This is a genomic window from Burkholderia aenigmatica (assembly GCF_048627025.1).
Taxonomy (GTDB): Bacteria; Pseudomonadota; Gammaproteobacteria; order Burkholderiales; family Burkholderiaceae; genus Burkholderia; species Burkholderia aenigmatica.
In genome coordinates this window covers 22,083-48,091 of the sequence record NZ_CP184471.1, presented here as the reverse complement: position 1 = coordinate 48,091, position 26,009 = coordinate 22,083, and the positions used below count along the sequence as shown (strand labels likewise).

Genomic DNA, 26,009 nt, shown 5'->3' with positions numbered 1-26,009 from the left:
TTATGCTCAAAAAAATCCTACAGCGGCTGACAGGCCGATCGGACGAGACGTCGCAGGAAGCCCCGGCTGTCGCGCCGGTTGTTCTCCAACGGCATACCGCGTCTAAAGTTCGTGTGGACACGGTAGCGTCGCGTGTTCCCGTTTATCCCCCTATCGATCCGGGCATTGAGGTCCTGCCGGTCGATAGCATTGTGGAAAGCCAGTCCGCCATGGTTGCACGGATTCGCACCGTGGCGGGGGGGGCCGATGCTGATTTCGCCGACATGTACCTGTCGGTGATTCGGAACCTTGCCGAGTACATCCACCTTCTTCCAGCTTCTCGCCAAGAAACGCACACGGGCGCCGGTGGCCTGTTCCGTCTTTCGCTGGAGATGGGCTTCTACTGCTTGCAGGCCTCTGAGGGGGTGATTTTCACCCCGACCGAAGGAGTGGAGCGTCGTCATAAGCTCGAGCCGCGGTGGCGCTACGCAGCGTTCCTGGCCGGGGTGTGCTCAGAGTTGCACCGGCCGCTTGCGTCCTTGATCGTCAGTGGGCCCGACGGCGCTCAATGGCCCAAGTACCTGCTCCCTTTGCATCGGTGGTGTAGTGAAGGCGGCTTTGACCGGTATCACATTTCCTGGCAACCCGAACCGCGCTTTGAGACCGCATCGGCTAAGGGCGAGGTGTCGGCGATGATCAGTCGTATCGTTCCCGATCGCTGTCTCCAATACCTCGAAGCCGGTTCGCCGGCGATCGCTCCGATCGTGTTCTCCGTTGCGACTGGTGCGGCCCGAGACAACGAAAACTCCGTTGCCGAGCTCGTCGCGCGCATTCGAAAGCGCGTCCTGGATCGCGACAAGGCGGTTCGGCCGGATTACTACGGCACGATGGTCGTGGGTAACCATCTTGAACCCCATCTGCTCGAGGCGATGCGGACGCTTATCCGAGATGGCAAGTGGAAGATCAACCAGGATGGCGGCCGCGTGTGGTTCGGGGCGGACGGGCTGTTCGTGATCTGGAAGAAGGCTGCGGAGGAATTGTCGCGAGAAATTGCGCAAAAGGGAATTCAGGGTGTGCCGACGGAGGCAAACACGCTCGCGGAGGCCCTGCTGAACGCGAAGGTCTTTGCGGCAAAGGTGGACCGCGATCCGTACTGGAAGGTCGTCCTTCCCAACGGCAAAGAGTACGTCGCGACAAAGCTCGTCAACCCGCTCAGCCTGCTCGGCGACATCGAGCTAATGCCGCTACCTACCGCGCTGGCGGGCGGGGCTGCTGCTCCGGTCGCAGCACCGAGTGGCGGAAGCGTTGCGCAAATGCCTGTGGCGACACCAACTACTCCGGCGTCCCCAGTGCCGGCGTCTCCCCAGACTCCCGCGCCGGCTGAGGCCATCTCCACTCCGGGCGAGGGTCCGAAGCCTCCGGCACCGGCCGGAAAAGCACCGGATCGGCTGACGTCACTGATGCAACAACAAGCTCAGTCCCGGTCGGCGATGCGGACGCTGGATCCGACGGAATTGGGCGAGCGGACGGCAGAAGAGGCGATCGCGGAGCGTGTGGCAGAGGGTGCAAAACCACCCGCTGCAAAACCGGACGGTGAGGTGGCCACGGTGGATCAGGCTGCAAGCGCTAACGGGACGCCCGGCATCGCGGCAAGTACGCCGAGGCGTGCCGATTCAGGAGCGGCGCAGGAGGGGCGTGGCAGCAAGAAAGTGCGGGCGGGCGGGGATGACGGCGCAGCAGTTGCGCAAAAGGAAGTTCCACCGTCGGCGGGCGCCGGGAATCGGGGTGCCGCTCAGAGGCAAGATGCTGCTGCACAAGCCAAGCTCCCGGCACCAGCCGAGCAGGCCGAGTTCTCATACGTCCAGCTTTTGCCCGAGCAATTCCGTCGCAAGTTGAAGCCGTTCCTTGGCGAAACGTTAGGGCGTTTGATTGCGGACTATCGATCGGGTGAGTTCAACGACAAGTTCTTGCTCGACCGCGATGGCTTGTGCGTGAGCTTCAAATACGCGGGAACCCTTGGCGCCCCTTTGCCGGCCGTTATTGAGGAGCTCGATTACCTGAACATGCTCTACGTCGACCCCTCCAATCCGGGAAAGAAGCAGCACCATCGGAAGCTACCGGGCTCGGATAAAGACACGCCGTGCCTCGTCTTGGCGTCACACGCCGTTCAGTATCTCGAGATCATCCAATGATCATCAACTACCAGAATTTATTCCGGCCGACCTATGAAGCACGATCGGCGGTCGCGTGGGGCGTGTCGCTTGCCTCGATGACGGGCATCGCATTAGCGTCCGATGTTCACACGAACGCCTTCGTATGGATGGGTGCCGGGTCAGCCGCAATGATGCTTTGGCGAGCCAAACAAACGCAGAGCATCTGGAACTTCAAAGCCAATCTTGCGGGCAAGCCCTTCACGTTTCTGAAGGCCGATATTGTTCGGGTCAATCTTCCTAAGTTCGGGGACAACCTGTGGCTTGGCTGGGGTTATCGCTGGGAGCCTAGTCATACCCAACAGGCAACCGAGATTATGAAGCGGGATCTAGCGGCCGTGTATCCCCCGAAGTGGTTTCTCAAGGCTCGCGGCCTGAAGGGACCGCAGCTCGACCCCACTAACGCGAAAGGCCTCCAGTGGATCCACGGGCTCTCGGAAGAGTCGGACATGTTGATGCCGCTTTCGGCGATGCAGGGCCACACCGCGGTGCTGGCGACGACGGGCGCGATCAAGACGACGCTGTATAGCCTGCTCGTCTATCAGCTTGCCTTGCGCGGGTACACGATCATCATCATCGATCCTAAAGGGGATCACGATCTGAAGGAGATCGCGAAGAACGCCGGCACTCTGTCGGGGCGACCGGAGAAGGTCATCACGTTTCATCCGGCTTTTCCGTCGGAGTCCGTGCGTATCGACACGCTCAAGAACTGGGACCGGGAGACTCAAGTGGCGTCGCGAATCTCGTCACTCATCCCGAGCGACGGGGACGAGTCATTCCGCTCGTTCGTGTGGATGCAGGTCAATCACGTTGCCCAGGCCTTGATTTATACGGGCACGAGGCCGTCCTGGTCTTCATTGCTCGATGCGATCCAGAACCTCAATGGCGCGCAAAAGTTGCTGGAAAAAGCGCTGCGCATCTTCTTCAGGCAGAACGTCCCGGGGTGGGAAGCGCAAGTTGCGCCCGCGATCGCGAAATTCAACAAGCCGGAAAGCAAGAAGAACAATGATATGGAAGGCGCTTCAGCCGAGTTGCGCGCCTACGTGGAGTTCTTCGAATCCGAAATCCCGCTCAACGATCAGCCACGTCAAATCAAAGGCCTGATCAGTACCGTGCGCTCGAACCGTGAATGGTTCGCCAAGATGATGGTGCTGTTGCTGCCTTTGCTGACCAAACTCACGGCAGGCGAGCTCGAAGGGCTACTCAGCCCGGATTACGACGATATCGACGATCCACGGCCGATCTTCGACACGAAAAAGATCGTCGACGGCGGGTACATCTTCTACGCAGGGCTCGACTCTTTGAGCGATCCGGAAGTGGGTTCTTCGATCGCGGCGGCGCTCCTGTCCGATATGCAGGCCGTTGCAGGTGAACGATACAACTACGACAAGAACATCAAGGAAAAGTCCCGCATCGTCGTTTTGATCGACGAGTGGGGCGATGTCATGTGCGAGCCGGTGATTCAGGAGTTGAACAAAGGCCGTGGTGCCGGCCTCGACATCATCGCTTGCGGCCAAACGTTCGCTGACCTTTCCGACAAGCTCGGTTCGGAGGTCAAGGCAAAGCGGATGATCGGCAACTTCAACAACCTGATTGCGGGCGCAACGCAGGACGAAGAAACGCAAAAGATCATCGCCGAGAAGATTGGCGAAACATACATCAAGAAGATTTCGCGCAGCCACGGACGTAATTCGAAGACTGAGGACCACGGTATTGAATTCGGCGGGTCGATCAGCGAGACAGTATCCGAGGAGTTGGTCGACCTGTTCCCCATCACGTTGATGAGCAAATTGCCGGACTTGCATTACATGGCCGTTTGGAACCGCGGGACGGTTGTCAAGGGACGCATTCCGAAGCTCGTTCTGTGACGAGTTGGACACACTAAATCGATTGAAAGAGAGTTATGGAATCGCAGGTTATCGATCTGTCAGGCATGGAATTTCGTAGGCGAACGAAGGGCGCTGTGGAAGTGCCGGTGTCCAGCATCTGCAAGCAGGGTGATGTGATCCTGTCGAATGTACTTCGTTCGACCGAGCGAAAGGCCGCGGCCAAACCGATTTTCTTGCAGTGGCCAACGCTGCAGCAGTCGGCTATGAAGTTTTGCGAAATCCTGTCTGATCGCTACCCGGGCGCGGTGGGTATGTCGCTGGTGGAAGAGGCGATCCAGCGCGCGATCGAGCGCTTCGTAGAAGTCTATGAAACTTCACGGAGAAGCACCGATTCGATGGTTGCCTTTCTCGAATCTTTGGCGCTCTCTGCTGACGTTGCCATGGAGTACAGCGCCGTTGGTTTCGATGAGGCAGGCAACCGCCGGGTATGGCCGCCTTTCGAGGAACCCATTGGTTCGTGGGCAAGGCGCCTTGGCCTTCAGAAAGTGCGATTCGTCCGTGTCCCGCAGGCGGAGCCTGATGTGCTCGTCGGAAATCGCTTTCTGCTGTGTAGTCGGATTATGACGGCCAAGGACATCGGTCGGGTCAGTGAGCTGCCGAACGGCTCGCTGGATATTCGAGCACTTGGGAGACAGTGATGAAGTGGGGCATACATCTTAAGTTTTGGATCCTCTTGACACTGGTGCTGATCCTTGCCGTCCCGGCGATCGTCTCGGTACAAGACGGTCTTGACCGGATCTCGCGCGAGGTGGAGATGACGAGGGCGGTCTTCGGGGATGAAAAGACCGAGACTATTGTCGACAGCGCAAAAAGTGTCTATGGCACCGCCTTCGTGAAATCCGGGTTCATCACGGACCTGAACAAAACTCACTTTTCTCAAGCTGACTACAGGAAGGCACATGCCCTGAGCGGAGCGCTCAAGCACTTTGGAACGGTCACAAACTCGTACTTCGGTTCGATGGTGATCAATCTCTACGGGATGATGATCCGGCTGTTTATCGTGTGGCACTGGCTCGCATTCGTTGGTCCCTTCCTGATCGCGTGCGTGGTCGACGGCTATATGACCCGTGCAAAAAAGCTTGCCGAATTTGCCTATCAGAATCCCAGCGCTTTCTCGCTGGCTGCGCACGTGCTTCTCTGGATCGTTTTCTTCCCAGTGATGTACCTCGTGGCACCTATCCCGGTGACGCCTCTGTTTGTGCCGATTTGGGCGCTCGTGATGGCACTTCCTGTGGCGGTGATGCTCTCCAACTCGCAGCGCATTTTCGGTTCCTGAGCAATTGTCGGGGGAAACCCCCCCGCTTTACGTTGCGTTTCCGGGTAGTTCCTGACAGGAAGCTTGGGTAGATTACGCAATGACTGAATAGGGCGAGGCTGTAACGCGTCGTCAAAATGAGGACAACGATGAGCGATTTGAAGAGAGATGGCCGCAGTAGTGGCCGAAACAGTCTGCTCGAAATGGTCATGAACTGTTTGGGCACGATCCGGGAGTGGCTCGATGATGTGACCGTGACGGACATCATGATCAACCGCCCGGACGATGTCTGGGTTCAGCAGGGTGGGAAGAAGTTCTGCAGCGGGGCGAAGATCTCGACCGCCCAGATCGAGGCCGCCATTACGCTTCTCGCTTCCAATTCGGACATCCAGGTGAGCAACGAATCGGCAGACGCGATCGTGAGTACGAAGCTGCCCGGTTTTCGTGTGGAAGCAACACTCCCGCCGGTCGCGGTCGATGGCCCGACCATCGCGTTTCGTCGCAACAACATGATCGTCAAGGCGATGTCCGAATGGGTCGAACAGGGAGCTCTGCCCCAGGAAGTGGCGGACATTCTTGTGGATACGGTACGTCGTCGGCTCGGCGTCGCGATAGTCGGAGGTACGGGTTCGGGCAAGACAACATTCGCTAACACCCTGCTGGGATGTTTTCCGCCCGACGACCGAATCATCACCATCGAGCAGGTTCCGGAACTCGTCGTCAAGTCGCCGAACAACGTGCGGTTGCAGATCAACCCGCAGCTCAAGGTTACCGCTAAACGCCTGCTGGAGAGCGTGCTGCGGCAAAACCCTGACCGAATTGTGCTCGGCGAGGCCCGCGGGGCTGAAGCAAACGATCTTCTTCAGGCGGCCAATACCGGCCACGAAGGTCCGTTGGTGACGTTGCACGCGAATAACGGTGCGGAAGGCCTGACTCGCTTCGAGGACATGGTGGCGCAATCTGCTGATGCTCCGGATAGCCGGGAAGGCATTCAGGCTCGAATTGCCAGTGCATTCCAGGTGATGGTCTTCATGAAGTTGGTCGGCGACGACCGGATCGTGGCAGAAGTAGTAAAGGTCGACGGCTTTGATCGGCAGTCGAAAGAGTACAAAACCACTCTCATCTATAGGAGTAGCAGATATGAAACGTTTGATGTCCCGATGCTCGGCGGCGATCAAGGCGAGCTCGCCCGAGCAGCGTAGGGTCGTACTCGGGTCGTTGCTGGCTGTCGCGCTGGTCTCGTCGTCGCAGGCCTTCGCGACGCTGACGCTGCCGATTACCGGCATCCTGTGCGACTTCTTCAACCTCATGACGGGCCAAGTCGGCTACGCGATCTCCGGGATCATCGTGGTGATCCTCGGCATCATGTGGGCGGCAGGCGAAGTCAGTGGATGGGTCGGTCGTGGTCTCGCCGTGATTGTCGGCATCTCGATCGCGCTGCAGGCGGCAACGTGGCTCGGAGCGATCCAGACGGACGGTGGCGGTACGGGCAGCGGCTGCTCGGGCGCGTAAGGGGGATGAGATGGATTACGAACCTCGAACCACAGTAATCCACTCGTCCCTGATGCGTATCAAGACGATCGCCGGGGTGGAAGAGCGCCTCGCAAAAGTCCACCTGGCGATCGCGATCGCAATGTTGGGAGTGTGGCGGATCTGGCTGTACTTCCCGTTTTGCGTAGCAGTGCACCTTTTCCTGGTGTGGCTGACGAAGCGTGACGAGAACATCTTCCTGATCTACACGCAGTACAGCCGACAGTCCGACGTCTATGACCCCTGGGTCCGGATCGATCGGAAATCGAAAGTCAAACGGCCGCATGGCTTTGGGCGTGACATCTTATGTTGAGTATCAAGGCAGTCCTCGGCTCATATCTGAAATCGGTAAAGAGTTTTTCGGAACTCGTACCGTGGATGGGTATGAACGCCGCAGATATGGTGTTCAACCTCGACGGATCGATGATGGTCGTGTACGAGGTTGCGGGTATTGATGCCGAGGGCCGTCTCCCGATCGAAACGGATGGGTTTGTCGAAAACTTTGAGCGAGCTCTCAAGGGATTTGATGAACATATCCTGGTTTGGTCCATCATGGACCGCCGTCGGACGGAGTACTATCCGGACGCTGATTTCCCGACGGCGATAGGCAAGTTCTTGGATCTGTCGTGGAAACAACACCTGTTCGGCCAGCGGCAGTACGAGAACCGGCACTATTTTGCAGTGGTCTACCGCAATCTCGGTGGCTCGGGCGGCTTTTTCGACAAGCTGACGAATCACATGGATCGGCACAAGGTTGGGATGCTCAAAGCCTTGAGTGCGATCCTGTTCTCCGCCACTTCGGCGAAGAAGAACGCGGCGCTCGCGTTCGAGCAGTTTGACGCACACGAAACTCACTTTCGCCAGATCCTCGAAGAGTTCGAAACGACGGTGAACTCGCTCGGCTTCCGCCGACTGCAGAGCAACGAGTTGATGACGTTCATGCACCAGCGTGTGAGCCCGCCGAACGATCACCACCGCGTGGCAATCCCGGATATTCCGGTTTACCTCAATACGTACCTGCCGGACTCGACGCTTCGACGGAAGAAAAAGCACCTTGAGTTCGAGGGCGACGTCACGCGCTACGTGGGCGCCATGAGCGTGAAGAACTGGCCGAACATCATCGCGCCGGGCGTGACTGATCCGCTACTGCAAATTGACGGTGAAATTACCGTCAGCCAGTGCTTTGAGTTCTGGGGCAACGAACGCGCGAAAAAGTATATTCAGGCCACGCAGGACCATTTCATGGCCAGCACCAAGCGTTGGACGACGCATTTGGTGGAACAGATGACGAAAACGGAATCGGACAAGATCGATGCCGGCAAACTCGCGTTGGCCGAAGACGCGTCGTCTGCGCTGGAAGATCTGACGGCGCTCGACCGTGCCTACGGGCACTACAACATGACCATTCTCTGCTACGGCGATACCGAAGAAGAGATGGAGCAGACGCTGAAAGACGTCGGCAGCACGATGCGCACCGCTGTCGGTGCGAAGGTGGTCCGCGAGCGAATGTACGCGCTTTCGGCGTTCACGGCGACCTTGCCGGGCCAATGGGCAAACATCGTCCGATGGGGCTTCATCAACGTGGGGAATCTCGCGGATCTGGCACAACTCCGCGCGATTCGGACCGGTGAACGTCGAAACTCGCACCTGTCGGGGCAACTGCAGCGGCCGATTCCGGCTTTGGCACTTTTGCCGACCGAGCACAACGTTCCATTCAACTACAACTTCCACCAAGGGGACTTGCCTCACTTCTTCGTGGTGGGCCCGTCACGTTCGGGTAAGACGACGCTGCTCAATTTCCTGATTTCGCAGTTCTTCAAGTATCACCCGTGCAATGTCCTGATCTTCGATAAGGACTACTCGTGCTATGTCGCCTCGGGTCTTCAGGGCGCGAAGCATATCGACATGAACCCCAGCACGGGCAAGGCACCTCGCATGAATCCCCTGCGCGTCGTGAACGATCCGACTAAGCGAGGATGGCTGATGCGTTGGTTGCAGTTGATCGTGACTCTTCGGCAGTACGAGTGGAAGACCGAAGACGAGCTCGACATGAACAAGGCGCTCAACATGCTGGCCGATCAGCCGGCGGAGAACTGGCGACTGTCGCGCCTCGCGGACTTCATGAAGGCGATTTCAAACGACCTGTACAAGGAGTTGCAGCCTTGGCTTGAGGACGGTGGCACATATCCGCATTTCGATAGTTCGGAGGATGACTTCAAGCTGTCGTCTTTCACCGACGTTGAGATGGGAGGGCTGCTCGAGGATGAGATCCTGGCCCCCGTCTTTATCGACTACGCGTTCTTCTGCATCGATGAGATGCTGGTTCTTGATCCGGAGCAAGGGATCAAACCGACTCTGATCTACCTCGAGGAGGTTTGGTATCTCTTCAAGAACAAGAAGCTGCGTGAGCGCTTCGACAACTGGCTGCGCACACTCGCCAAGAAAAACGCAATAGTCGGGATGACTACACAGTCGCTTAAGGAAATCGCTGACAGCGACATCTTCACCACGATCATCGACAACATTCAGAACCGGATTTTCCTGCCGAACCCGAGCGTGATGGCCCACTTGGACCTGTATCGCAACAAGTTCCAGCTCAACGACGAGCAGATCGAGCGCATCCGGACAGCGACGCGGAAGGTGCAGTACTACTTTGTGAATCCGGAGGGTATGTCGCGCATGGCAAACGTCCGTTTTCCGCCGGAGATGCTGGCGTGCCTTCGGTCGGATCAACTCGCGATTCAGAAATACAAGGAGTTCCGGGCCAAGCTGGTGCCGGATTGGGAAGAACAGTACATCGAGGAAATGGTGCGCTTGGGGGAGGTCGCAAAAAATGAATAAAGTCGTCGCAGCTTTCCTGGCTGTCCTATTTTCGGGTTCGTGTTACGCCGGCGGTATGCCAGTGTTCACGGGCGGTTTGGTGTTCGATCCGACCAACTACTCGCAGAACATTATCAAAGCCGCGCAGACCGCCCAGAAAGTGATCTTGCAAGGGCAACAGTATGCGTTGCAAATTCAGCAGTACGAGATGCAAGTCAAGCAGTTGGCGGCGATCAATCCGCAGCAGCTTGCTGCGTTGGGCGGGGCCACCGTTGCCGATTTGCTGGGTGTGAACAATTACGTGTCCAGCCTGCAGAACGTCGTTGGTGACTTGAAGAATGTGTCGACTGCGTTGAACTACCGTTTCACGGAAGCGCAACTGTCCGGACAGACGTGGCCTCAATATCTGGCATCTCAGCAAGCTGCGATCAAGGCCCGTCTCCAGTCGGCTCAAATTCGTGCTCAGAACGAAGCCGCGATGCTTCAAGCAGTGCAGAACGACTACGCGATGGCAGCGCAGTGGCAGTCTCGAATTCCTGCCACGATGGGAACGAATGAAGATGTCCAGTTGCTGAATACCCAGATGAACCGAGTGCTCATGCAAAACTCGCAAATCATCAAGATGCTCGTCGACAAGAATGGCGCACTCAAGGCGAATAGCGAGGTCGATGAACTGGGTAGAAGGAATCAGGACGCTGCGGCACGGACTATTTTCAATGGCGCCATTCAGCAGGACAACCAGAATAGCCAGTCGTTGATCAACGGCCTGCAGTAGTTCTCACACGATACGAAAGGAATAGCCATGAAAAAGATTTTTGGTGCCGTACTGTTGATGTTCGCTTCGACGACGACGTTTGCCCAGTACATTGTTTTCGATCCGTCAAACTACGCGCAGAACCTGATGACGGCGGCGCAAACGGTCCAATCGGTTCTCAAGACTGCACAGCAGTACTCGACACAGCTCCTTCAGTATGAGAATGAGGTCAAGCAACTCGCATCGATCGGTCCGGAGGCATTGAACACGCTGAAGAGCGTCGGCAACCTCAATCTGACGAATATCAACGGCTACATTAATTCGCTGAATTCGCTGTACGGCAACCTGTCCGGAATGTCGAGCCAGATCGCTACTCAGTTCTCGGCCGCCCAGCTGAGCAACATGACGTGGGATCAGTTTATGGCGAAGCAAAAGCAGGATATCCAGAACGGTATTGGTGCTGCGCAGATTCGTGCTCAGAACGAGGTCAGTACGCTTAATGCCATCCAGCAGGACTATGCGATGGCGCAGCAGTGGCAATCGCAGATCCCGACAACATCGGGCATCCACGAGTCGATGCAGTTGATGAACCAGCAGATGAACCGGGTTGTCATGCAGAACGCCCAACTGATGCAGCAACTCCAGTCGACGAACGGTAGCGCGAAAGCGGTGGAAGAAATGAACAAGGCTATCGCGAAGCAGCGCAACAACGATGCACTTCAATCGATCGACCAGACCATCAGTACGGACAACGGAAACATGAGCTCACTGGTCAACGGCTTGAGGAACGGTTCGCCAATCTACAGGACCTCCGGCAGCGGATCGACGAACTGAAGGGGCCCGCCTGGTGCGCAGGCGGGTGAGTGGCAGTTAGGCGAAATGTCTCAAAGGAAGCCGGTATGTTCAGCGTGAGTATGCAAATATCATCGAAAAGATCGTCCGACCGAGCCGGGATATTCTGGCTGCTATCGGTTGTGGCGTTTATCGCGTGCATGCTTTTCTCGATCTCGACCTTCGCGCAGAGCTCAGGCTCGTCCGGGATTTCGATTTCCGCGGCGGACTCGGGTTTCGTCTCCCAGGTGACGAACGATCTGAATCAACTGGAAAGCACGATTCAGTCAAATTTCAGCAATATGAGCGGTACCTTGGCTGCGGATGGTGCCGAACTGGAGTGGGTGCTCTTCAGCGTGATGTTCGTCTGGACCGCGATCACTGGAATGCTAAAGGGCGAGTCTTTGGGTGAGGTCTTCGCGCAGATCATCATCCAGATCCTAATGCTCGGCATTGTGATGGCGTGCCTGAATTCGAGCTCGCAGAACGCGCTTACGCAGACCTTCTCCCAAATTTCAAACCAGTTTGGCGCTGGTACAAATTTGTCCGGTGGCTTCAAGAGTTTTTTCACCGCGATCTCCAGTCTTTGGGCAAGTGCGGACGGAAGCTCGACGTCGTCGGGGTCGAGTGGGAGCAACTGGTTTTCGTCGCTCTTCCATACGATCGGTGATTTCGATCTCGGCTCGATTCTCGCCGGACTCGCAATTGTGATTCTGAAATTGGCGACGACCGTTATTGTGGCTGGCGCCGCGGCGTTGTGGGCAGGAAATTACATCCTCTCGCAGATGAAGGTATACATCGGCTTGGCAGTTGCGCCCGTGATGGTGCCTTGGCTCCTGATGCCGTACACCACTTTCCTGTTCGATGGGTGGTTGAAGTACATGATTGGCGCCGGCATGATGCAGATCGTCGGCGCAATCATGATCAAGATGACCAACACCTTGATGACCACCATGACGACCGTTGCGCAGGGGGCGACGGCCACGAACGTCATTCTGTATGTGGTCCTGGTCGTACTCGCTCTGGTGATCGCCTACATGATGTCGGAAATCAACGGCATTGCGATGGGCCTGCTCCAAGGCGGTTCGCGGGTTGGCATGGGCTTTAGCGCCTGGTCTAGCGTGAAGAACTGGGGGCCGCATAGGGGCCTTGGTTCGGCCGCCCAGCGCTCGGGTCAGCTTGCGGGTAAAGGTGCTCGCGCGGCCGGTCAAGGCCTCAAGTCGGCCGGCCAGGCTGCGCTAAACCGGATTCGGGGTGGCGGTGGCGGGGCCCGTGGTGGCGGTGGGAGTAGTGGGTCCAGAAACACGATGGCCTCGGGCGGCGGTGTTCGGGCAACCATGGCGCAAGCACGCGGTGGCAGTACGTCCAAGCGCTAATTTATCGACCTGTTGATAGGCACTTGAAAGGAATTGCATGAGCACCACCGGGGCAGAAGGCGACGAACGCGAGACGAAGAGGACCTTTCGAGAAGCATTTGTGGAAACGCTACACATGCTTCGCGCGGGTCCGGATACAGAAGAGGAATGGGATTCGAGGGAAAGCCAGTTGCACGCAATGGTTCGGGAGTCCGTCCCAAGTGCGATCGGCGTAACGCTGGCGCGGACGCTTATTGAGCAGCCGGTTGTCTTTCTCGTGGGGATCGGTGGGCTCATCTTGTGGACCGTCTTGGAAGCGATCCCCTTCATCTACCGCCTTCTCTTCTAGTCACTCGTGGGGGCTTGTTTCCGGATCGCCTTCACGTACATTAGGGGGTAAGGAGACCGGAAACATGACCACCCTCTACCGAACCATTCTGTTTGCTGCGCTTGCCTGGTATGGCTGGTACTACAACACCAGCCTGAACGTGGACCATTCGTCACGCAGCGCCCAAGTTCACTTCGATTCGGCTCGTTCGCCGGCGCATGGAGGCGAATGATGAACGGGCATTATCGTCGATCGAACCCTCTCGATACACTTCTCGGCCTGGCGGTCATCGCCCTTCTGGCGTTCGCGGTCCTGTCAGCGATTGCATGGGCCTGGGAGACGTGGCAGCTGCTCACGTCGAACCAATCGGCGCATGACGTGGTTCTGTACGGCCGAGTCGCATCGGTCGTCATTGTGGTCCTCGGGCTTGCGGCTATCCGATTCCGGGCTATCGCTTACGTGGCAATCACTGTCTTTGCGTTTAGCTGGATCGCGCTGATGTCGGGTCATGCGGAGGCCGGGGAGTTCTGGGGGTTCGCAGGTTTCCTGCCGATTCTCTCGGTCTACCCGTGGCTGGCCCGGAAGTTCCCTGAGGCCGCCGATGGTCGGGAGCGCGCCATGGTCGTGAACAATCCGCAAGAAACAAGCTCTACGCCGCTGCCGCATCTTCCGGTTGCAACTCCGCGAAAGACGCTTGATTCGCTCGTGGGGATGGAGGATCTAAAAGATCGCCTCCGCGGCGCCGTGTCGGACATTCTGGCGAAGCGCTCGGAGGGCGAGGACCCGCGCAACGGTATCCTCCTGCACGGCGAGCCGGGGAATGGCAAAACAGAATTTGCGGAGTGCTTGGCCGGTGAATTCAAGCTTCCACTGATCAAGCTGCGAAACAGCGACGTGGCCAGCCGTTGGAAGAACCAGACGACGGAAAGCATCGTTCAGGCGTTTGCGGACGCGAAGGCACACGCTCCGTGCATGCTCTTCATCGACGAAGCCGATAGTCTGCTCGTCGACCGGGCTGGGATGGCCGAGGCAGGCGGTGAGGAAGGGAAGATCACGAATGCACTGCTGACGGAGCTGGTAGACATCCGTGCGCATCGTGTCGTCGTGGTTGCTGCAACGAACTACCTCGACAAGCTCGATGCTGCCGGGATGCGCGAAGGACGATTCGATTTCAAAATCGAAGTTCCGACGCCGGATGAGCCCGCCCGTCTCGCACTTCTCGATGCCTCCCTCAAGCGTTATGTGCCGTATGTGGAAATTCCGCACGCAGCAGTGGAACGTGCAGCCAAGCGTTGGGTCGGCTATTCCAGCAAGCGTATTCAGTCGGTTGGTGAGCAAATTCGGGAAGTGAAGCGAAAGACCAATCGGAATAGCTTTGACTTCGACGATTTGATGGCTGCGATGCGAGCTCTGCAAGGTCGCGCAGGCAAGATCCCTGAGAATACGAAAGGGCTGGACGAAATTATCCTATCTGTCGCGTCGAGCAAGCGTCTGAAGGCGATCGCAACCCGTATGTCAAAAATCAGCCAGATCGAGGAGATGGGCGGCAAAGCGCCGACTGGTATCGTGTTCTATGGTCCTCCGGGAACGGGCAAGACCGAAGCGGCTCGGGCTCTGGCAAAGGCGACGGGATGGGCGTTCTTGCAGACCACCGGCAGTACGCTGATGGCTGATCCGTCGTCGTGGGATAAGCTGATTCGCGAGGCCAAAGACATTCGTCCGGTGATCGTTTTCTTGGATGAGGCCGACGATATTCTCCGCAACCGCCAGATGTCCAGCGTCTCTGCCCTGACCAACAAGGTCCTGGTCTCGATGGACGGCGCGGCTGGCAAAACACCGGATATCGTTTTCGTCGCAGCCACGAACTTCGTGGACGATATCGATGAGGCTGCGATGCGCGGCGGCCGCTTTACCGAGAAGGTACGTTTCGATCTTCCTGATGAAGTGGGTATCGAGACATACGTTTCGGGCTGGCTGGAGAAACGAGGCATCGAGCCGTTGAACAGCTTCGTGGCTAGCGTGGTGGATGCCCTGAAAGGGGAGTCGATTGCAAACGTCGACGCAATCCTCCAGGAAGCTGTGAACCAGTGTGCCGTGAGGATGCTGGATGGCGAGGAAGCTAGTCTTACGGTCGACGACATTGTGGAGGCCCGGGAAACAATTTCTCGCAACTGATCTGAGTGCTTTCGCGATCGGGGCAGGTCCTGTTTCCACGGGCCTGCCCTTTTCTTTTGACGTTAGTCGAGGAATGTTACGGTCACCATCGGACATCCGAGTAGTCCACCCGGGGAAAGGACCCCTTCTTAGGCGTTCTTTTAGAATGGTTGACCACTAAGCCCCCATGTTTTACTTCCTGCTAAGAAATCTCGGAGCGGGGAGCATGCTGTTCAATCGGAAAGAAAAACCAGTCGACGCGCTGATGGCGGGAAATGCCGGGCCGGTCACGGCATACGACAAGGCCAAGCGCGAATTCTTCGAAATCATCGGCACAAGCCAGGCCAACGCCGCGCGATGGTTCATCATCGCCGTGGTCATGGGTTTGGGCTTGGTCGTCATGGCGGCGGATTTCTATCGTCTCTTGCCACTTAAGACGATCGTTCCGTGGATGGTGCAGCCGCAGGCCGATGGTGCGATTGCCAACGGTGGCGCTGTCGCCGCTGTGCAATTCACCCCGAATCGCAACATGCGCTCCTATTTCCTCAGGCATTGGGCGGAAAAAGCGCTCACCATCGACCAGTACACATCGCAGAAAGATCTAAAGGCCGCGCAGGCGCTTTGTCGAGGTGCAGCCGTCGGCGAGTTTGCCCAGATGATGAGGGACGACAACCCCTTCGGCAAATTGGCGCTCAACGCGCAGTACACACGTGTCGTTCACGTCAAGAGCGTTGACCCAGGCGAGAACGGTGTCGGCTTCATCTTTTTGACGACCGTCGCCGGTGGCGGTACGGGCGATCCGGATACGAAGCAATATCGGATTACGGTCCACTACGCAATTTCCGCGCCGAAGAGCGAGGAGGATATTGCGAGCAATCCCGTTGGCCTCTACATCACCCACTTCGCCCGCGTCGAGGACTTTTAATGATGTCGTTCATTGTGAGAATTCTCGCCGCGATTCTGTTCCTCGCGGGTCCGCTGAGCGCCCATGCGGTGTTGATTGCAACTCCGCTGCCGGGTGACACCAGACTCGTTCGTTTCGACTTTGATCCGAACAACACCTATCAGATCCTCACTCGCCCCAAGGCTGTGACGGATATCCAACTGGAACCCGGAGAGGTTGTGAAGGGCGTTGCCCTCGGCGATTCGTTCTCCTGGGACTGCGAAACAGGCGTTGCAGGCCACATCTTCATTCGGCCGAAGTACGACGATGTTGTGACTTCGGGCACGGTTGTTACAGACCATCGCACGTATCAACTCATGCTGCGCTCGACGGAATCGGACGTGGGCAAGTGGTACCAACGGGTTACGTGGGGATATCCCGGCACGTCGATGTTGCAACCGCTCGCGACGACTGCTGCTCCCAAGGCATCTGGAGTGGGACCGACCGCAAACGACCCGCTGACGCGCGGCGTCGACGTCGAACAGTTGAACTTCGACTACCGCATCAGCGGCAATGCTCCGTTCAAACCCGTGCAGGTGATCGACAACGGCACGTTTACGTGGATCCAGATGCCCGCCAACATTCAGGATTGGCCGGCAGTTTTCTGGGTTACGCCGGATAACCGTTATGCGGCACTTGATCCAGTTGTCGACGGGAAATATCTGAAGGTCACGAAGGTCATGCACAAGTTCCTGCTGAAGATCGGCAAGGAAGAAGTCGAGATCACGAACAACAAGGTCGCTCAATGACCAACAAGTCGATCATCGATCCGGAAGCCAACGATGGAGGCTTGCCCAAGAAGAACATGCACTGGAAGATCGTGCTTCTTCTTGCCGCGGTCGTCCTGGTGGCCGCTTATATCAAGTTCGGCGGAAAGAGCGTGAATCGTCACGAATTCAATCCGACTCCTCCTCATGCAACTGAACTCGGTCCGGCGGCGGATCCGTCATCCATTGACAAGGACAAGGCAGCCGCGGAACAGAGTGTTCAACTCGAGAAGATTCAGGAAGGCAGGCAGAAGGCAGATGCTCTGAAGAAGCAGCAAGAGCTGCTGGCTGCTCAATCGGCGAATAGTGGCCGGATGGGCGTGGCGCCAGCGCAAACCCCCGGCGGCGCTTCCTCAACGGTGGGGCTACCTCCTGCTGGTGCGTTGCCCCCGTTACCACCGACGATGGCCTCGAATGGGGCGAAGGGCGGTCGAGCCGTGGCTGATCCGGACCGCGAGTCTATGATCAGAAACTCGCCTGTCTTGGTGAAATCGAATGCTGGTCAATCGGGATCGGCTCAGGGGAATATGCCGCCGGGTTATGTTCCGCCTCAGATGAGCGACCTCCAGCGGAGTGAACTCGCGAGTGCTTCGGACATGAGCAATATTCTGAAGCACATGCCGGGAATGCAAAGTGGCAACAACCCCGGGACGGGCGCAACAGCGAACTCGCAATGGCTGACGGATTACAACTCGAAGCTCTCGGACCACTCGGCTGAAACAGCGTATGCGCCTCCGGCGAAATATTACGTGCGCAGCAATACCCTCATTCAAGCGGTTACGACGCGAATGGTGGATAGCGACCTTTCGGGCCCTATCGAGATGCGCGTAGTCAGCGATGTCTACGACTCTGTTACTGGCACGCAGGTCATGATTCCCGCAGGGTCGTCGATCAGCGGCGGGAACAACGGGGATATCCGTCTTGGCCAGTCGCGGATTGAGGTTGCGGTGGGTCGTATCTGCCGTCCGGATGGTGTTTGCGTGGACACACCGAGTTCGCAAGGGGCGGATTCGGGCGGCGCAACGGGTCTGTCTGGCGATGTGAACAACCACATCCTGCAGATTTTTGCGACGGCCATCATCCCTGCCGCGATCGCATATGCGACGACGCCGAAGAATAGTGGCAATAACAACGTTTATGCGGGTAGCAGTTCGCCGCTCAACGCCGCTGGCCAGATCATGGTCCAGACGTCTCAGTCGGTGCTGAACCGCTACAACAACATCCCGCCGACGATTACCGTTCCCCCGGGTTCTCCCGTGAGTATCGTCCTCGGGAAAGATCTTGTGCTGCCGCCATACCATAGGTGAGATCGTGAAACTCAGTTTGAAATCCTTCGCGCAACTGCGCTTCATCGTTGCCGTTGTTTCGGGGCTGGCCATGTCCGCGTGTGCCACGGCGCCGCTGCCGGCGGCATCGAATCAGAACTACGACTTCGCGTATCGAACCACTGGCGGGTCTGACGTTCGTCCGAGTCAGGTGTTCGATGATGGTTCGAAAACCTATTTTCAGTTCCCTGTCGGGAAGACGGCACCGGTAATTCAGCTCGACGATGCGGGAGATCACAAACTGCTCGAGCCGAACCAGGAAGGCATCTACTACACCGTGCCGTTCGTCGCGAATCGCTTTGTATTCCAGCGAGGCCAGGAGACCGGGGTCGCAGAGTACGACGGTCCCAAGCCGCACGCGGTCGACATGTCCCGGGTGAATCAGCCTGGGACGGTGCCGGCGTCGCACGTCGATATGGACGGCCTGTACGCCGTCACGCAGCGCAACCGCCCGGTGTACGTGCACCAGGCAATGCAGGCGAATAGCTATGCAACACCAGTTGTTGGGGACAATGCTTCGTGGGCTACGGAACTTCCGACGGAAGACAAGTTCGATGTCCAGTTCAAGCGCGGCAGTTCGAAGCTTTTGGTTCCGAAGCGATCTGCATCGTCGGAGATTTTGTCGGCCGCAAAGAAGGCGAGTCGCGTCGTCATTATGGGTCGCGACGACGACAGCATGATGGAAACGCTGGCAGAGAATCGCGCGGGCGCGGTACGAGACTGGCTTGTAAAAAATGGCGTTCCGCCGAGTGTGATCAACGTGACTGCTGATACTTCGGGAGCTGATGGACTCGACGCCGAGATTCGCGTCTACAGCAAGCCGGCGCAGGTTCCGGTGAACTACGCGTCGCCCGATTCACCGGCGTTCAAGGCGGATGCAATCAAGGCGGATGTTCAAGCGGGTGTGCTCTCTCGCGAGGAAGGGGCTCGACGTCTCGCATCGCTTGCCGGCTACGGGGATTCCAGCAATGGAGATAACTCGAGCGGAACCGGCGGGATCTCGCTTCGCTCAACCTTGGCGGTATTCGCGGAGAAAGAGCACTACCAGCTTACGTGGGGTGTGGGCGTCGTGGACAAGAAGATCACGGTTCCGCCGGTTGACCGTGAGCCGAATTTCGACGCCAAGCTTGTTGATCTGGGTAAGGCGGGTGCGGGCGCATGCAATCTCGGGGTGGACAAGGAGGCCAAGTTGATCTACGCGGAGCCGGATCTTGGCGGCCTGGCGAAAATTAATGGGAAGGCCGGGATCGAGACGCTCAGCGAAGCCAATTCTGTCCTGACGGTGAAGCTGCGGACGTCGCCGAAAACTATGTACGCCGTCGATCGTGTCGACAACTCGGACATTGCCGTGAAGTGGACGGATCCGACCGCATTCACGATGCCCGTACGGGAGAAGATGGAACTCACCCTGGACGGCAAGACGCTGGATCTGACTCACGTGGGGAACAGCCGCTACGTGGTCGTGCTTCAACCCACTGCCGGGACTACGACGAAATGAAGAAATCGACTTTACTGCGGCGTGGGGCCGCTGCCGCTCTCGCCCTCGTAGTGCCGTTCGCGGCGGCGCAGGGGCACAAGAATCAAGCATTCGTTCCTGGGGCTGCAGCTGCGGCCGTTGCTCCAGCATCCGGAGCTGCTGTCACCGTTGCCAATGATTCATCCGTCGCTATGGTATCGGCCGGCGGTGATACAGCGGTTCCTCGATCGACGCAGGAGTTCGCGGTTCGAGCGAGCGATGAAAATTTCCGGAAACTCATCGTACGCTGGGGGCACGAGGCTGGCTGGAATTCCGAGTGGGATGTCGATCGTGACATCGACATCACTGGCGAGTACACGTGGCGGAACATGTCATTTGTTGATGCCGTTCGGGCGACTTTGAAAGCCACCGAGCGTGGCGACCTTGCCGTGCACGGCTGCTATTACGCGAATAACTGGGTGCAGGTGGTACCTCTGACGACGCCGTGTAAAAGGTAGCAGCGTGCAGTCGAAGTCGCAGGACGAGGGCGCCGACGGCGCCCTTTCACGTTTCTGGTCAACCGGTTGCCTCGAGTGATATTCCGAGTTGTGGCGCCGTCATTCGGGCTGGAAAGGTGCCCGCAATAGGCGCTGTTTCTGCGTAGTTCAACCCTCTGGTGCGTGTTTTACTTTCTGCTAGGAAAAAGGTAAAGGTCGGGCGTCGAACCGCCACTCCCTTGCAGGAGCATCGATACCGACGTGGCCTTAATGACGCCCTGGTCGACAAGACCGACGATACCAAGGTAGACCGATGAAACGTGAGATGAAATGCCTCGTGCTTGTGCCGCTTGTAGCTGCCCTGACTCTTTCGGGATGTGTGTCGCCCACTTTGGAGAGGGAGACGAAGGGAGCAGCTGAGGAAAGCTCGAGGATCCAAGCGGAATCACGACAGAAACTGTTCGATCAAATCGCGAACTCGGAACAAGTGCGTGAGCGAGACGAGATGATTGATACGCCATTTCTCGCGGGGAAGGCAGTCGCGTTGAGTCGCGAAGTCGTGCTTCCGCGCGCACTGCAGAAGAATGTCAATACGGACATGATGTTCCCTGGCCGGCGCGTGTCGCTTCCGGTGGCCGCGGAACGGATTACGTTGTCGACTGGTATCCCGGTGAAGATCGACAGCGACGTCTATCTGCCGGCGTCGGCCCTCCTGCCCCGCGGCCAATCGAGTGAGGACCTCAAGAGCGCCGGGGCTGGACAGGGAGCGGGCATGGCGCCGGCGGCGCCTCTGCCGACGGCGGCAAAAGGAGTGCTTCCGCCGATTCCCACGACGGGGGAGGGCCTGGGTGGGTTGCAAGGATATTCGGGCTCGGCCTCGATCGATACGCCGATGGACGTACAGTTCGAACCGGGCGAGATGGCATTGTCGCGCACCCTCGACCTCATCGCGACTCGGCTCGGAATCAACTGGAAATACGACGATCAGAAAGGCGTGATCCGTTTTTACCGGATGGTCACGAAGACTTGGTTGCTGCCGATCAAACCCGGATCGATGTCCTATACGACGGCGTTCAACGGTTCGACGCAGCAATCGAATAATACGAACGCGCTGAATACGCAGTCGCAGCAGCAGGACTCGCCGATCAAGAGTGAAGCGACAAACATCAGCGAGGTGAATTCGGTCAAGGCGTCGATCCAGACGATCATGACCCGCGCTGGCTCGATCTCGGCGGATCCTGCGATTGGCTCGATCACACTCACGGATACAAAAGAGGCGGTCGACAAGGCAGAAGATATCATCAAATTCCAGACGCAAATTCTGTCGAAGATGGTGCTGGTGCGGCTCCAGATGATCCAGGTGCACACAACTGACACCGGTCAGGCAGCGGTAGACTGGAACGCTGTGATGACGAAGGCCCTGCAAAGCATTCCAGGATTCCAATTGTCCTCAATTTCACCCGTTTCGCTCATCGGTCAAAACGGCGTCAACAACGCGGGGCAGTTCGGACTGAGCATTACGAGTGGCGCGTTCAAGGGTACGCAGGCCATCGTTCAGGCGCTTCAGGAAATCGGGCGGGTATCGACGTCCACTGAGATCCCGCTGTCGATTCAGAACCGGCATGGCATGTACTACAACGTGCGGCAGACGTTCTCGTACGTATCCGCGACGACGCCCGCAACGTCCACTGCCGGTGGAACTGGCGGGATCCCGGGTATCACGACATCGCAGGATCAGGTCGGATTCAAACTGATGCTGTATCCGAGCGTAACCGCCCATAACTCGATCAATTTGACGGTGTCGATCGACCAGTCGACGTTGCAGTCACTACAGACCTTCACCTCGGGATCGGGATCAAATCAGCAGTCCGTCCAACTTCCGAACACAAGCGGCGAGGGTGCTACCGTCGACGCGATTGTACGCAACGGCGGAACGCTCATTTTGACGGGCTTCGAGCAAAAGACGAATCAGTTCGATCGACGCGGTCTCGCTCCGAACGTTCCGTTGATCGCTGGCGGCTCCAAGACTGCTGACTCTGAGCGTGTGACCACCATCATTATTCTGTCTGCCGCTGTTCAGGACGCTGACTCATGATTATTGACGTCAACGGGAAAAAGGTTGCATTTGGACTCGCGTGGAAGCGCCTGGTTGGCGGTGGTACACCCGAGTCGATGGCGATCGCGCGGGCCCGAGAACATAAGTCGGTGCTGATCTGGACTGACGATGAAGCTCTGCAAGTCGGATTACTGCCCTCTGCGGACCTGACTGAGAAGGACGTTGGCGCGGTCAAGGTTCCCGTGTTCGCGGCGGCAAAGGTCATCTCGCGGATCCCGGGACTCAAGAAGAACGTGTTGCTGGCGTTGAACAATCCCAACAAGACCGGGACCTTCATCCTGGTTGGGATCTACAAAGGCAAACCGCGTGACAAATTCGACCTCGCCGACATTTCGGGCGAAATCCTGGAGCAAAAGGTCGCCGAGTATCGGGATCTGCTGAAGAACGAACCGTTCGATCTGATCGGGGACGTTCGCGGTATTGAAGGAATCTATTCGACGCCGATTGGGGTATTGGCCGAGCACGCGGACGAAGGCAGTGCAATGCATCGCCCCAAGGCCCAGGTTCCCGTTCGGAAGGTAGGGATCGCGGTTGGCATTGTGCTCGCGTGCTTTCTTATCGCAAAAGTGGCATCCCCGGTGCTTATGAAGAAGTGGCGGGATTACCACGACCCCAAGCAACCCAATCCGCAAAAGCTTTACGACGACGTTATCGCGCAAACGCGTTTGATGCCGAGTCTCAAAGCGACGGACCTTGCTCCTTGGTATCAATGGTTCCGCGAGCTCCCGTGGGATGTCGGCGGATGGCGTTTGGCAGGCACATCGTGCTCGTTCACGCCGTCGGCGGTGATGGTTTGCGCAATCGACTACAAGCGCGCGTTGACACAAGGTACGTATAAGACGTTTGTCGCTGCGTTGCCTGAGCAGTGGAAGCACGCTTACAGGTTTGATCAGGATGTCATACACGTGCAGGCTACATCGCCAGTCGGACCTATTGGAAAGATTGGTCAATTCCTCGATCAAGGGCCGACTGAAAACGCGGTGACGATGGATTTCGGTTCTCAGCTTCAGGGATATCAGGTGGCGGGGAAGTTCACGATCACGCCGTTCGGATTGTTCGGTGCAGACGGACTCGACGCAAGTGCGCTGCAGAACACATACAAAGTCGCAACTTGGAGCATGGATGGACCAGTTCGTGACTTTGAACTGCTTGCAAAGTTTCCACCGTATGCGTTGGTCTCGTCGATTGCAGTTGTGGTGCAGTCCGATCCGCAGTCAACGATTGACAACTCGATGTTCAAGGCAACTGTTAAGGGCCAAGTACTGATCAGGGGATAGGAATATGAAGGTCGTGCGTGTGTTTGCGGGTTTGATTCTCTCTTTGGCATGGATTGCTGGACATGCAGCCGGTCCTTCGGTCAACGATTTGATCGAAGCGGAGGCAACGAAGACACTAAAGTCGCTTACCGAGAGCGACAAGAGTGCTCCGACGCCGCCCGCGCTTTCGCCGGCGCAACAGCAGTCTCCGGTGCTGCCGCCAGCACCAATCCCTGCTGCGTCTGACGCTGATGCAGGCAAGCCGAAGCATCGCGATGGACTGTTTGCGCGTTTCGGCGTTGTCCCGAATCTGTCGGGGTATTTGATGTGGAACGACGTGATCTACCAAGTCACGGTTGGCAAGAAGATTAAAGGTTATACCGTCGTCGCGATTGACGCAGACGGGGCTAATTTGCGATCACCGAAGGGAAAGATCAAGCACTTCGAATCGCTGGTGGACGAAGGTTTCGACAACGGCAATGACAAGACTTCCCAGCAACAAGCCCAAGTCACTGGTAGTCCGGGTTTCGCGACGTCGCCGTTGCCGCCGTCTATGCCCACCATGATGCCTGGTCCTCGAATCGGCGGAGTCAACGGAGTTCGCTAATGCTTAGTCGCTTTCTGAACAAACCCGATACGAACCTTCTGCAACGTGGGACGTCGAGAGATGAGGTGATTGACGTCGTCGCGAACGGTGGGGGATGGGTTCCGCCTTCCTCTAAATCGGCCAGTGCCATTGTGGTGGATATTGCCGGAGACCTGCACGCTCACGGTACGGAGGAGCGGAGAGACGAGGCGGCATTGATGGGTGATGCGGTCGAGATCATTGCCACGGTTGACGCACTACCGCTTTTCACGCGGAAAATGTACGACGATGACCTCGTACAGATGCCGCCTTCCATGCGGCAAAACATTTGCCCGGTGGAGGTGACGCCACCAAACTCGGAGGGTGGCAAGAAGCACGGCGAGTACGCGATCATCCTCACGAAAGAGATGCTCAACGACGACTACGTCGATGAGCTAGTAGCTCATCTGGCCGTGAAGTGGGATCTGGTGGCGGAGGGTTACTATGTTGCGTCTGACCAGGTGCTGATTGACCTTGCACGTGACAAGGTGATGGAGAATCGCCGTCGCAAAACGCTCAGCGTGTCGTTGGAGCAGAAGAATGCGAGTACGCTCTATCGTCAGTTCGAGCTGATGGCTGAGTTCGCGATGGCGAATGAGGTGTCGGACCTTCATATCGACATGAACCGGCGGTTGGCGAAGTCGCAGGTGTCGTTCCGCATTCACGGGAAGCTGGTACACCCCCCGGAGTTCCTGATTGATACGCACACGCTGCTGGACATGGTTGCGTATCTTTACAACAACAAGTCGCAAAACGGGTCTCAGAACTCTTACAACGAGAATCTTCCTCAGCAGTGCCAATTGCAATTGAGGGTGAGAGACCGCGACTTGCTGTTTCGTTGGGCTTCGGGACGCACCGCACTGGGAAGTGTCGTTGTACTGCGGATGCTTTACCAGGACGACATGCAGAGCATTAAAACGCTCGAACAACTGGGTTACTTCGAGCAGCAAGTCTGGATGTGGCGCAACGCGATCAGTAGGCATAAGGGGGGCATCTCGGTGGCCGGGATTGTGGGATCGGGAAAATCCACCACGATGCAAACCAACATGGCGAACCTTCCGGACACGATGGCGAAGTACACCGTAGAGGATCCGGTCGAGTATTTGATCCCCGGTGTGCGCCAGTTCAACGTGTCGCGGTCTCTTACTGACACTCAGGAAGACTCGTTCATTGCATGGAAACGGCAGCTGAAGCGGATGGACCCGAGCGCGGTGCTTATCGGTGAGTGTCGAGATCTGGACAGCGCATCGATGTTCAGAGACATCGTGGAGTCCGGTCATTTGGGTTTCACGACTGTTCACGCACCGTCTCACGTGGGCAGTATCGATCGCTTTTGCTCGAGCGAGCTCGGAATTCCTCGAGAGGTGATGGCAACGCCTGGATTTATGAACTTGCTCGTCTATCAAGCACTGGTGCCGATCAACTGTGACTGCTGTCGAGACTTTCCGGCCCGGCGACATGCTGAGGCGTCGTATCTGAACAGAATCGAGCGTCTTTTCGATCTTGACGTCGACGGCATCTACCTGACCAACAAGACTGGTTGCCCGAAGTGCAGCAAGCCTGGGTTGGCCGAGTTGAACGGTATTGCCGGACGCAAGGTCGTTGCTGAGATGCTGGAGTTGGACACGTATATGCTCGAAATGATTCGAGATCACAAGAACATCGATCTTATCAAGTACGTGAACCAACTTCGTGCTGCGAAATTTTCGGAGGAGGACTCAAGCGGGAAGTCGGCGATGGAAGTCGCGATGTATCGGTGCTCCCGAGGCCAAGTATCACCGTACGAGATCGAGGAGAAGTTTGGCACCTTTGAGCAGTACGAGAACGAGCAGCGACGATTCGGGCTCGGCAAGTTTGCAACGGGGGGCGAGCGATTCGGGACCGCAGTGAAACCCCACTAGTCCGTCACTTTTGAGGCC

At 57.3% G+C, this 26,009-nt stretch carries 23 protein-coding genes; all 23 read left to right on the top strand.

Features of this window, described 5'->3' with window-relative positions; translation table 11 throughout:
• Positions 1-2 precede the first annotated feature (2 nt).
• The gene (gene mobH / locus ACN8ZM_RS37965) at positions 3-2,171 is read left to right on the top strand and encodes a MobH family relaxase (protein WP_025647502.1); all 2,169 of its coding nucleotides are present in this window, start codon (positions 3-5) and stop codon (positions 2,169-2,171) included.
• Positions 2,168-4,057: a conjugative transfer system coupling protein TraD gene (gene traD / locus ACN8ZM_RS37960; protein ID WP_089454654.1), complete on the top strand. Its 1,890-nt coding sequence runs from the start codon at positions 2,168-2,170 to the stop codon at positions 4,055-4,057. Before mobH ends, traD begins: the two co-directional genes overlap by 4 nt.
• A gap of 35 nt (positions 4,058-4,092) precedes the next feature.
• Complete coding sequence (locus ACN8ZM_RS37955) at positions 4,093-4,716, top strand: hypothetical protein (protein WP_089454653.1); 624 nt, start codon at positions 4,093-4,095, stop codon at positions 4,714-4,716.
• 44 nt (positions 4,717-4,760) lie between these two features.
• Positions 4,761-5,354: a DUF4400 domain-containing protein gene (locus tag ACN8ZM_RS37950; protein WP_235996279.1), complete on the top strand. Its 594-nt coding sequence runs from the start codon at positions 4,761-4,763 to the stop codon at positions 5,352-5,354.
• A gap of 128 nt (positions 5,355-5,482) precedes the next feature.
• Positions 5,483-6,535 carry a CpaF family protein gene (locus ACN8ZM_RS37945; RefSeq protein ID WP_089454651.1) on the top strand — a complete coding sequence of 351 codons (1,053 nt, stop codon included), beginning with the start codon at positions 5,483-5,485 and terminating at the stop codon, positions 6,533-6,535.
• Complete coding sequence (locus tag ACN8ZM_RS37940) at positions 6,486-6,845, top strand: TrbC/VirB2 family protein (protein ID WP_235996277.1); 360 nt, start codon at positions 6,486-6,488, stop codon at positions 6,843-6,845. The genes ACN8ZM_RS37945 and ACN8ZM_RS37940 overlap by 50 nt, the downstream gene beginning before the upstream one ends.
• 10 nt (positions 6,846-6,855) lie before the next feature.
• Positions 6,856-7,176 carry a VirB3 family type IV secretion system protein gene (locus ACN8ZM_RS37935; RefSeq protein ID WP_042975973.1) on the top strand — a complete coding sequence of 107 codons (321 nt, stop codon included), beginning with the start codon at positions 6,856-6,858 and terminating at the stop codon, positions 7,174-7,176.
• Positions 7,170-9,704, top strand: a complete 2,535-nt coding sequence (locus ACN8ZM_RS37930; RefSeq protein ID WP_089454650.1) for a VirB4 family type IV secretion system protein — start codon at positions 7,170-7,172, stop codon at positions 9,702-9,704. Before ACN8ZM_RS37935 ends, ACN8ZM_RS37930 begins: the two co-directional genes overlap by 7 nt.
• Positions 9,697-10,458, top strand: a complete 762-nt coding sequence (locus ACN8ZM_RS37925; protein WP_089454649.1) for a conjugal transfer protein — start codon at positions 9,697-9,699, stop codon at positions 10,456-10,458. The genes ACN8ZM_RS37930 and ACN8ZM_RS37925 overlap by 8 nt, the downstream gene beginning before the upstream one ends.
• A gap of 27 nt (positions 10,459-10,485) precedes the next feature.
• A complete protein-coding gene (locus ACN8ZM_RS37920; protein ID WP_089454648.1) occupies positions 10,486-11,271 on the top strand; it encodes a conjugal transfer protein in 786 nt (261 codons plus the stop codon).
• Positions 11,272-11,429: 158 nt separating this feature from the next.
• Positions 11,430-12,644 carry a type IV secretion system protein gene (locus tag ACN8ZM_RS37915; RefSeq protein ID WP_235996276.1) on the top strand — a complete coding sequence of 405 codons (1,215 nt, stop codon included), beginning with the start codon at positions 11,430-11,432 and terminating at the stop codon, positions 12,642-12,644.
• A 37-nt stretch (positions 12,645-12,681) separates the two neighbouring features.
• Positions 12,682-12,972, top strand: coding sequence for a hypothetical protein (locus ACN8ZM_RS37910; RefSeq protein WP_025496640.1), 291 nt, complete (start codon positions 12,682-12,684; stop codon positions 12,970-12,972).
• Between the two features lie 64 nt (positions 12,973-13,036).
• Entirely contained in the window at positions 13,037-13,183 is a 147-nt protein-coding gene (locus tag ACN8ZM_RS37905; RefSeq protein WP_171030073.1) for a hypothetical protein, read from the top strand.
• Positions 13,180-15,126, top strand: coding sequence for an AAA family ATPase (locus ACN8ZM_RS37900; RefSeq protein ID WP_249170970.1), 1,947 nt, complete (start codon positions 13,180-13,182; stop codon positions 15,124-15,126). The genes ACN8ZM_RS37905 and ACN8ZM_RS37900 overlap by 4 nt, the downstream gene beginning before the upstream one ends.
• A gap of 205 nt (positions 15,127-15,331) precedes the next feature.
• A complete protein-coding gene (locus tag ACN8ZM_RS37895) occupies positions 15,332-16,030 on the top strand; it encodes a type IV secretion system protein (RefSeq protein ID WP_025496638.1) in 699 nt (232 codons plus the stop codon).
• Complete coding sequence (locus ACN8ZM_RS37890) at positions 16,030-16,797, top strand: TrbG/VirB9 family P-type conjugative transfer protein (RefSeq protein WP_025496637.1); 768 nt, start codon at positions 16,030-16,032, stop codon at positions 16,795-16,797. The genes ACN8ZM_RS37895 and ACN8ZM_RS37890 overlap by 1 nt, the downstream gene beginning before the upstream one ends.
• On the top strand, positions 16,794-18,122 hold the full coding sequence (locus tag ACN8ZM_RS37885; protein ID WP_089454647.1) for a TrbI/VirB10 family protein: 1,329 nt from the start codon (positions 16,794-16,796) through the stop codon (positions 18,120-18,122). The genes ACN8ZM_RS37890 and ACN8ZM_RS37885 overlap by 4 nt, the downstream gene beginning before the upstream one ends.
• A 4-nt stretch (positions 18,123-18,126) precedes the next feature.
• A complete protein-coding gene (locus ACN8ZM_RS37880) occupies positions 18,127-19,638 on the top strand; it encodes a TrbG/VirB9 family P-type conjugative transfer protein (RefSeq protein ID WP_049813612.1) in 1,512 nt (503 codons plus the stop codon).
• Positions 19,635-20,114 carry a TcpQ domain-containing protein gene (locus ACN8ZM_RS37875; RefSeq protein ID WP_025496618.1) on the top strand — a complete coding sequence of 160 codons (480 nt, stop codon included), beginning with the start codon at positions 19,635-19,637 and terminating at the stop codon, positions 20,112-20,114. The genes ACN8ZM_RS37880 and ACN8ZM_RS37875 overlap by 4 nt, the downstream gene beginning before the upstream one ends.
• A gap of 484 nt (positions 20,115-20,598) precedes the next feature.
• Entirely contained in the window at positions 20,599-22,188 is a 1,590-nt protein-coding gene (locus ACN8ZM_RS37870; RefSeq protein ID WP_235996275.1) for a type II secretion system protein GspD, read from the top strand.
• Positions 22,185-23,486, top strand: a complete 1,302-nt coding sequence (locus tag ACN8ZM_RS37865; protein ID WP_025496616.1) for a hypothetical protein — start codon at positions 22,185-22,187, stop codon at positions 23,484-23,486. The genes ACN8ZM_RS37870 and ACN8ZM_RS37865 overlap by 4 nt, the downstream gene beginning before the upstream one ends.
• A 4-nt stretch (positions 23,487-23,490) precedes the next feature.
• Positions 23,491-24,072 (top strand): hypothetical protein, encoded by a 582-nt coding sequence (locus tag ACN8ZM_RS37860; RefSeq protein ID WP_025496698.1) that lies wholly within the window; start codon positions 23,491-23,493, stop codon positions 24,070-24,072.
• Positions 24,072-25,991, top strand: a complete 1,920-nt coding sequence (locus ACN8ZM_RS37855) for an ATPase, T2SS/T4P/T4SS family (RefSeq protein ID WP_025496699.1) — start codon at positions 24,072-24,074, stop codon at positions 25,989-25,991. The genes ACN8ZM_RS37860 and ACN8ZM_RS37855 overlap by 1 nt, the downstream gene beginning before the upstream one ends.
• Positions 25,992-26,009: the final 18 nt, after the last annotated feature.

Bases quoted from the DNA above. Each gene is read 5' to 3' on its own strand.
- ACN8ZM_RS37935 (WP_042975973.1), top strand. From the start codon at position 6,856: ATGGATTACGAACCTCGAACCACAGTAATCCACTCGTCCCTGATGCGT.
- ACN8ZM_RS37890 (WP_025496637.1), top strand. From the start codon at position 16,030: ATGATGTCGTTCATTGTGAGAATTCTCGCCGCGATTCTGTTCCTCGCG.
- ACN8ZM_RS37870 (WP_235996275.1), top strand. From the start codon at position 20,599: ATGATTGATACGCCATTTCTCGCGGGGAAGGCAGTCGCGTTGAGTCGC.
- mobH (WP_025647502.1), top strand. From the start codon at position 3: ATGCTCAAAAAAATCCTACAGCGGCTGACAGGCCGATCGGACGAGACG.
- ACN8ZM_RS37925 (WP_089454649.1), top strand. From the start codon at position 9,697: ATGAATAAAGTCGTCGCAGCTTTCCTGGCTGTCCTATTTTCGGGTTCG.
- ACN8ZM_RS37910 (WP_025496640.1), top strand. From the start codon at position 12,682: ATGAGCACCACCGGGGCAGAAGGCGACGAACGCGAGACGAAGAGGACC.
- ACN8ZM_RS37915 (WP_235996276.1), top strand. From the start codon at position 11,430: ATGCTTTTCTCGATCTCGACCTTCGCGCAGAGCTCAGGCTCGTCCGGG.
- ACN8ZM_RS37875 (WP_025496618.1), top strand. From the start codon at position 19,635: ATGAAGAAATCGACTTTACTGCGGCGTGGGGCCGCTGCCGCTCTCGCC.
- ACN8ZM_RS37900 (WP_249170970.1), top strand. From the start codon at position 13,180: ATGATGAACGGGCATTATCGTCGATCGAACCCTCTCGATACACTTCTC.
- ACN8ZM_RS37940 (WP_235996277.1), top strand. From the start codon at position 6,486: ATGTCCCGATGCTCGGCGGCGATCAAGGCGAGCTCGCCCGAGCAGCGT.
- ACN8ZM_RS37860 (WP_025496698.1), top strand. From the start codon at position 23,491: ATGAAGGTCGTGCGTGTGTTTGCGGGTTTGATTCTCTCTTTGGCATGG.
- ACN8ZM_RS37895 (WP_025496638.1), top strand. From the start codon at position 15,332: ATGCTGTTCAATCGGAAAGAAAAACCAGTCGACGCGCTGATGGCGGGA.
- ACN8ZM_RS37855 (WP_025496699.1), top strand. From the start codon at position 24,072: ATGCTTAGTCGCTTTCTGAACAAACCCGATACGAACCTTCTGCAACGT.
- ACN8ZM_RS37930 (WP_089454650.1), top strand. From the start codon at position 7,170: ATGTTGAGTATCAAGGCAGTCCTCGGCTCATATCTGAAATCGGTAAAG.
- ACN8ZM_RS37945 (WP_089454651.1), top strand. From the start codon at position 5,483: ATGAGCGATTTGAAGAGAGATGGCCGCAGTAGTGGCCGAAACAGTCTG.
- ACN8ZM_RS37955 (WP_089454653.1), top strand. From the start codon at position 4,093: ATGGAATCGCAGGTTATCGATCTGTCAGGCATGGAATTTCGTAGGCGA.
- ACN8ZM_RS37905 (WP_171030073.1), top strand. From the start codon at position 13,037: ATGACCACCCTCTACCGAACCATTCTGTTTGCTGCGCTTGCCTGGTAT.
- ACN8ZM_RS37920 (WP_089454648.1), top strand. From the start codon at position 10,486: ATGAAAAAGATTTTTGGTGCCGTACTGTTGATGTTCGCTTCGACGACG.
- ACN8ZM_RS37865 (WP_025496616.1), top strand. From the start codon at position 22,185: ATGATTATTGACGTCAACGGGAAAAAGGTTGCATTTGGACTCGCGTGG.
- ACN8ZM_RS37885 (WP_089454647.1), top strand. From the start codon at position 16,794: ATGACCAACAAGTCGATCATCGATCCGGAAGCCAACGATGGAGGCTTG.
- traD (WP_089454654.1), top strand. From the start codon at position 2,168: ATGATCATCAACTACCAGAATTTATTCCGGCCGACCTATGAAGCACGA.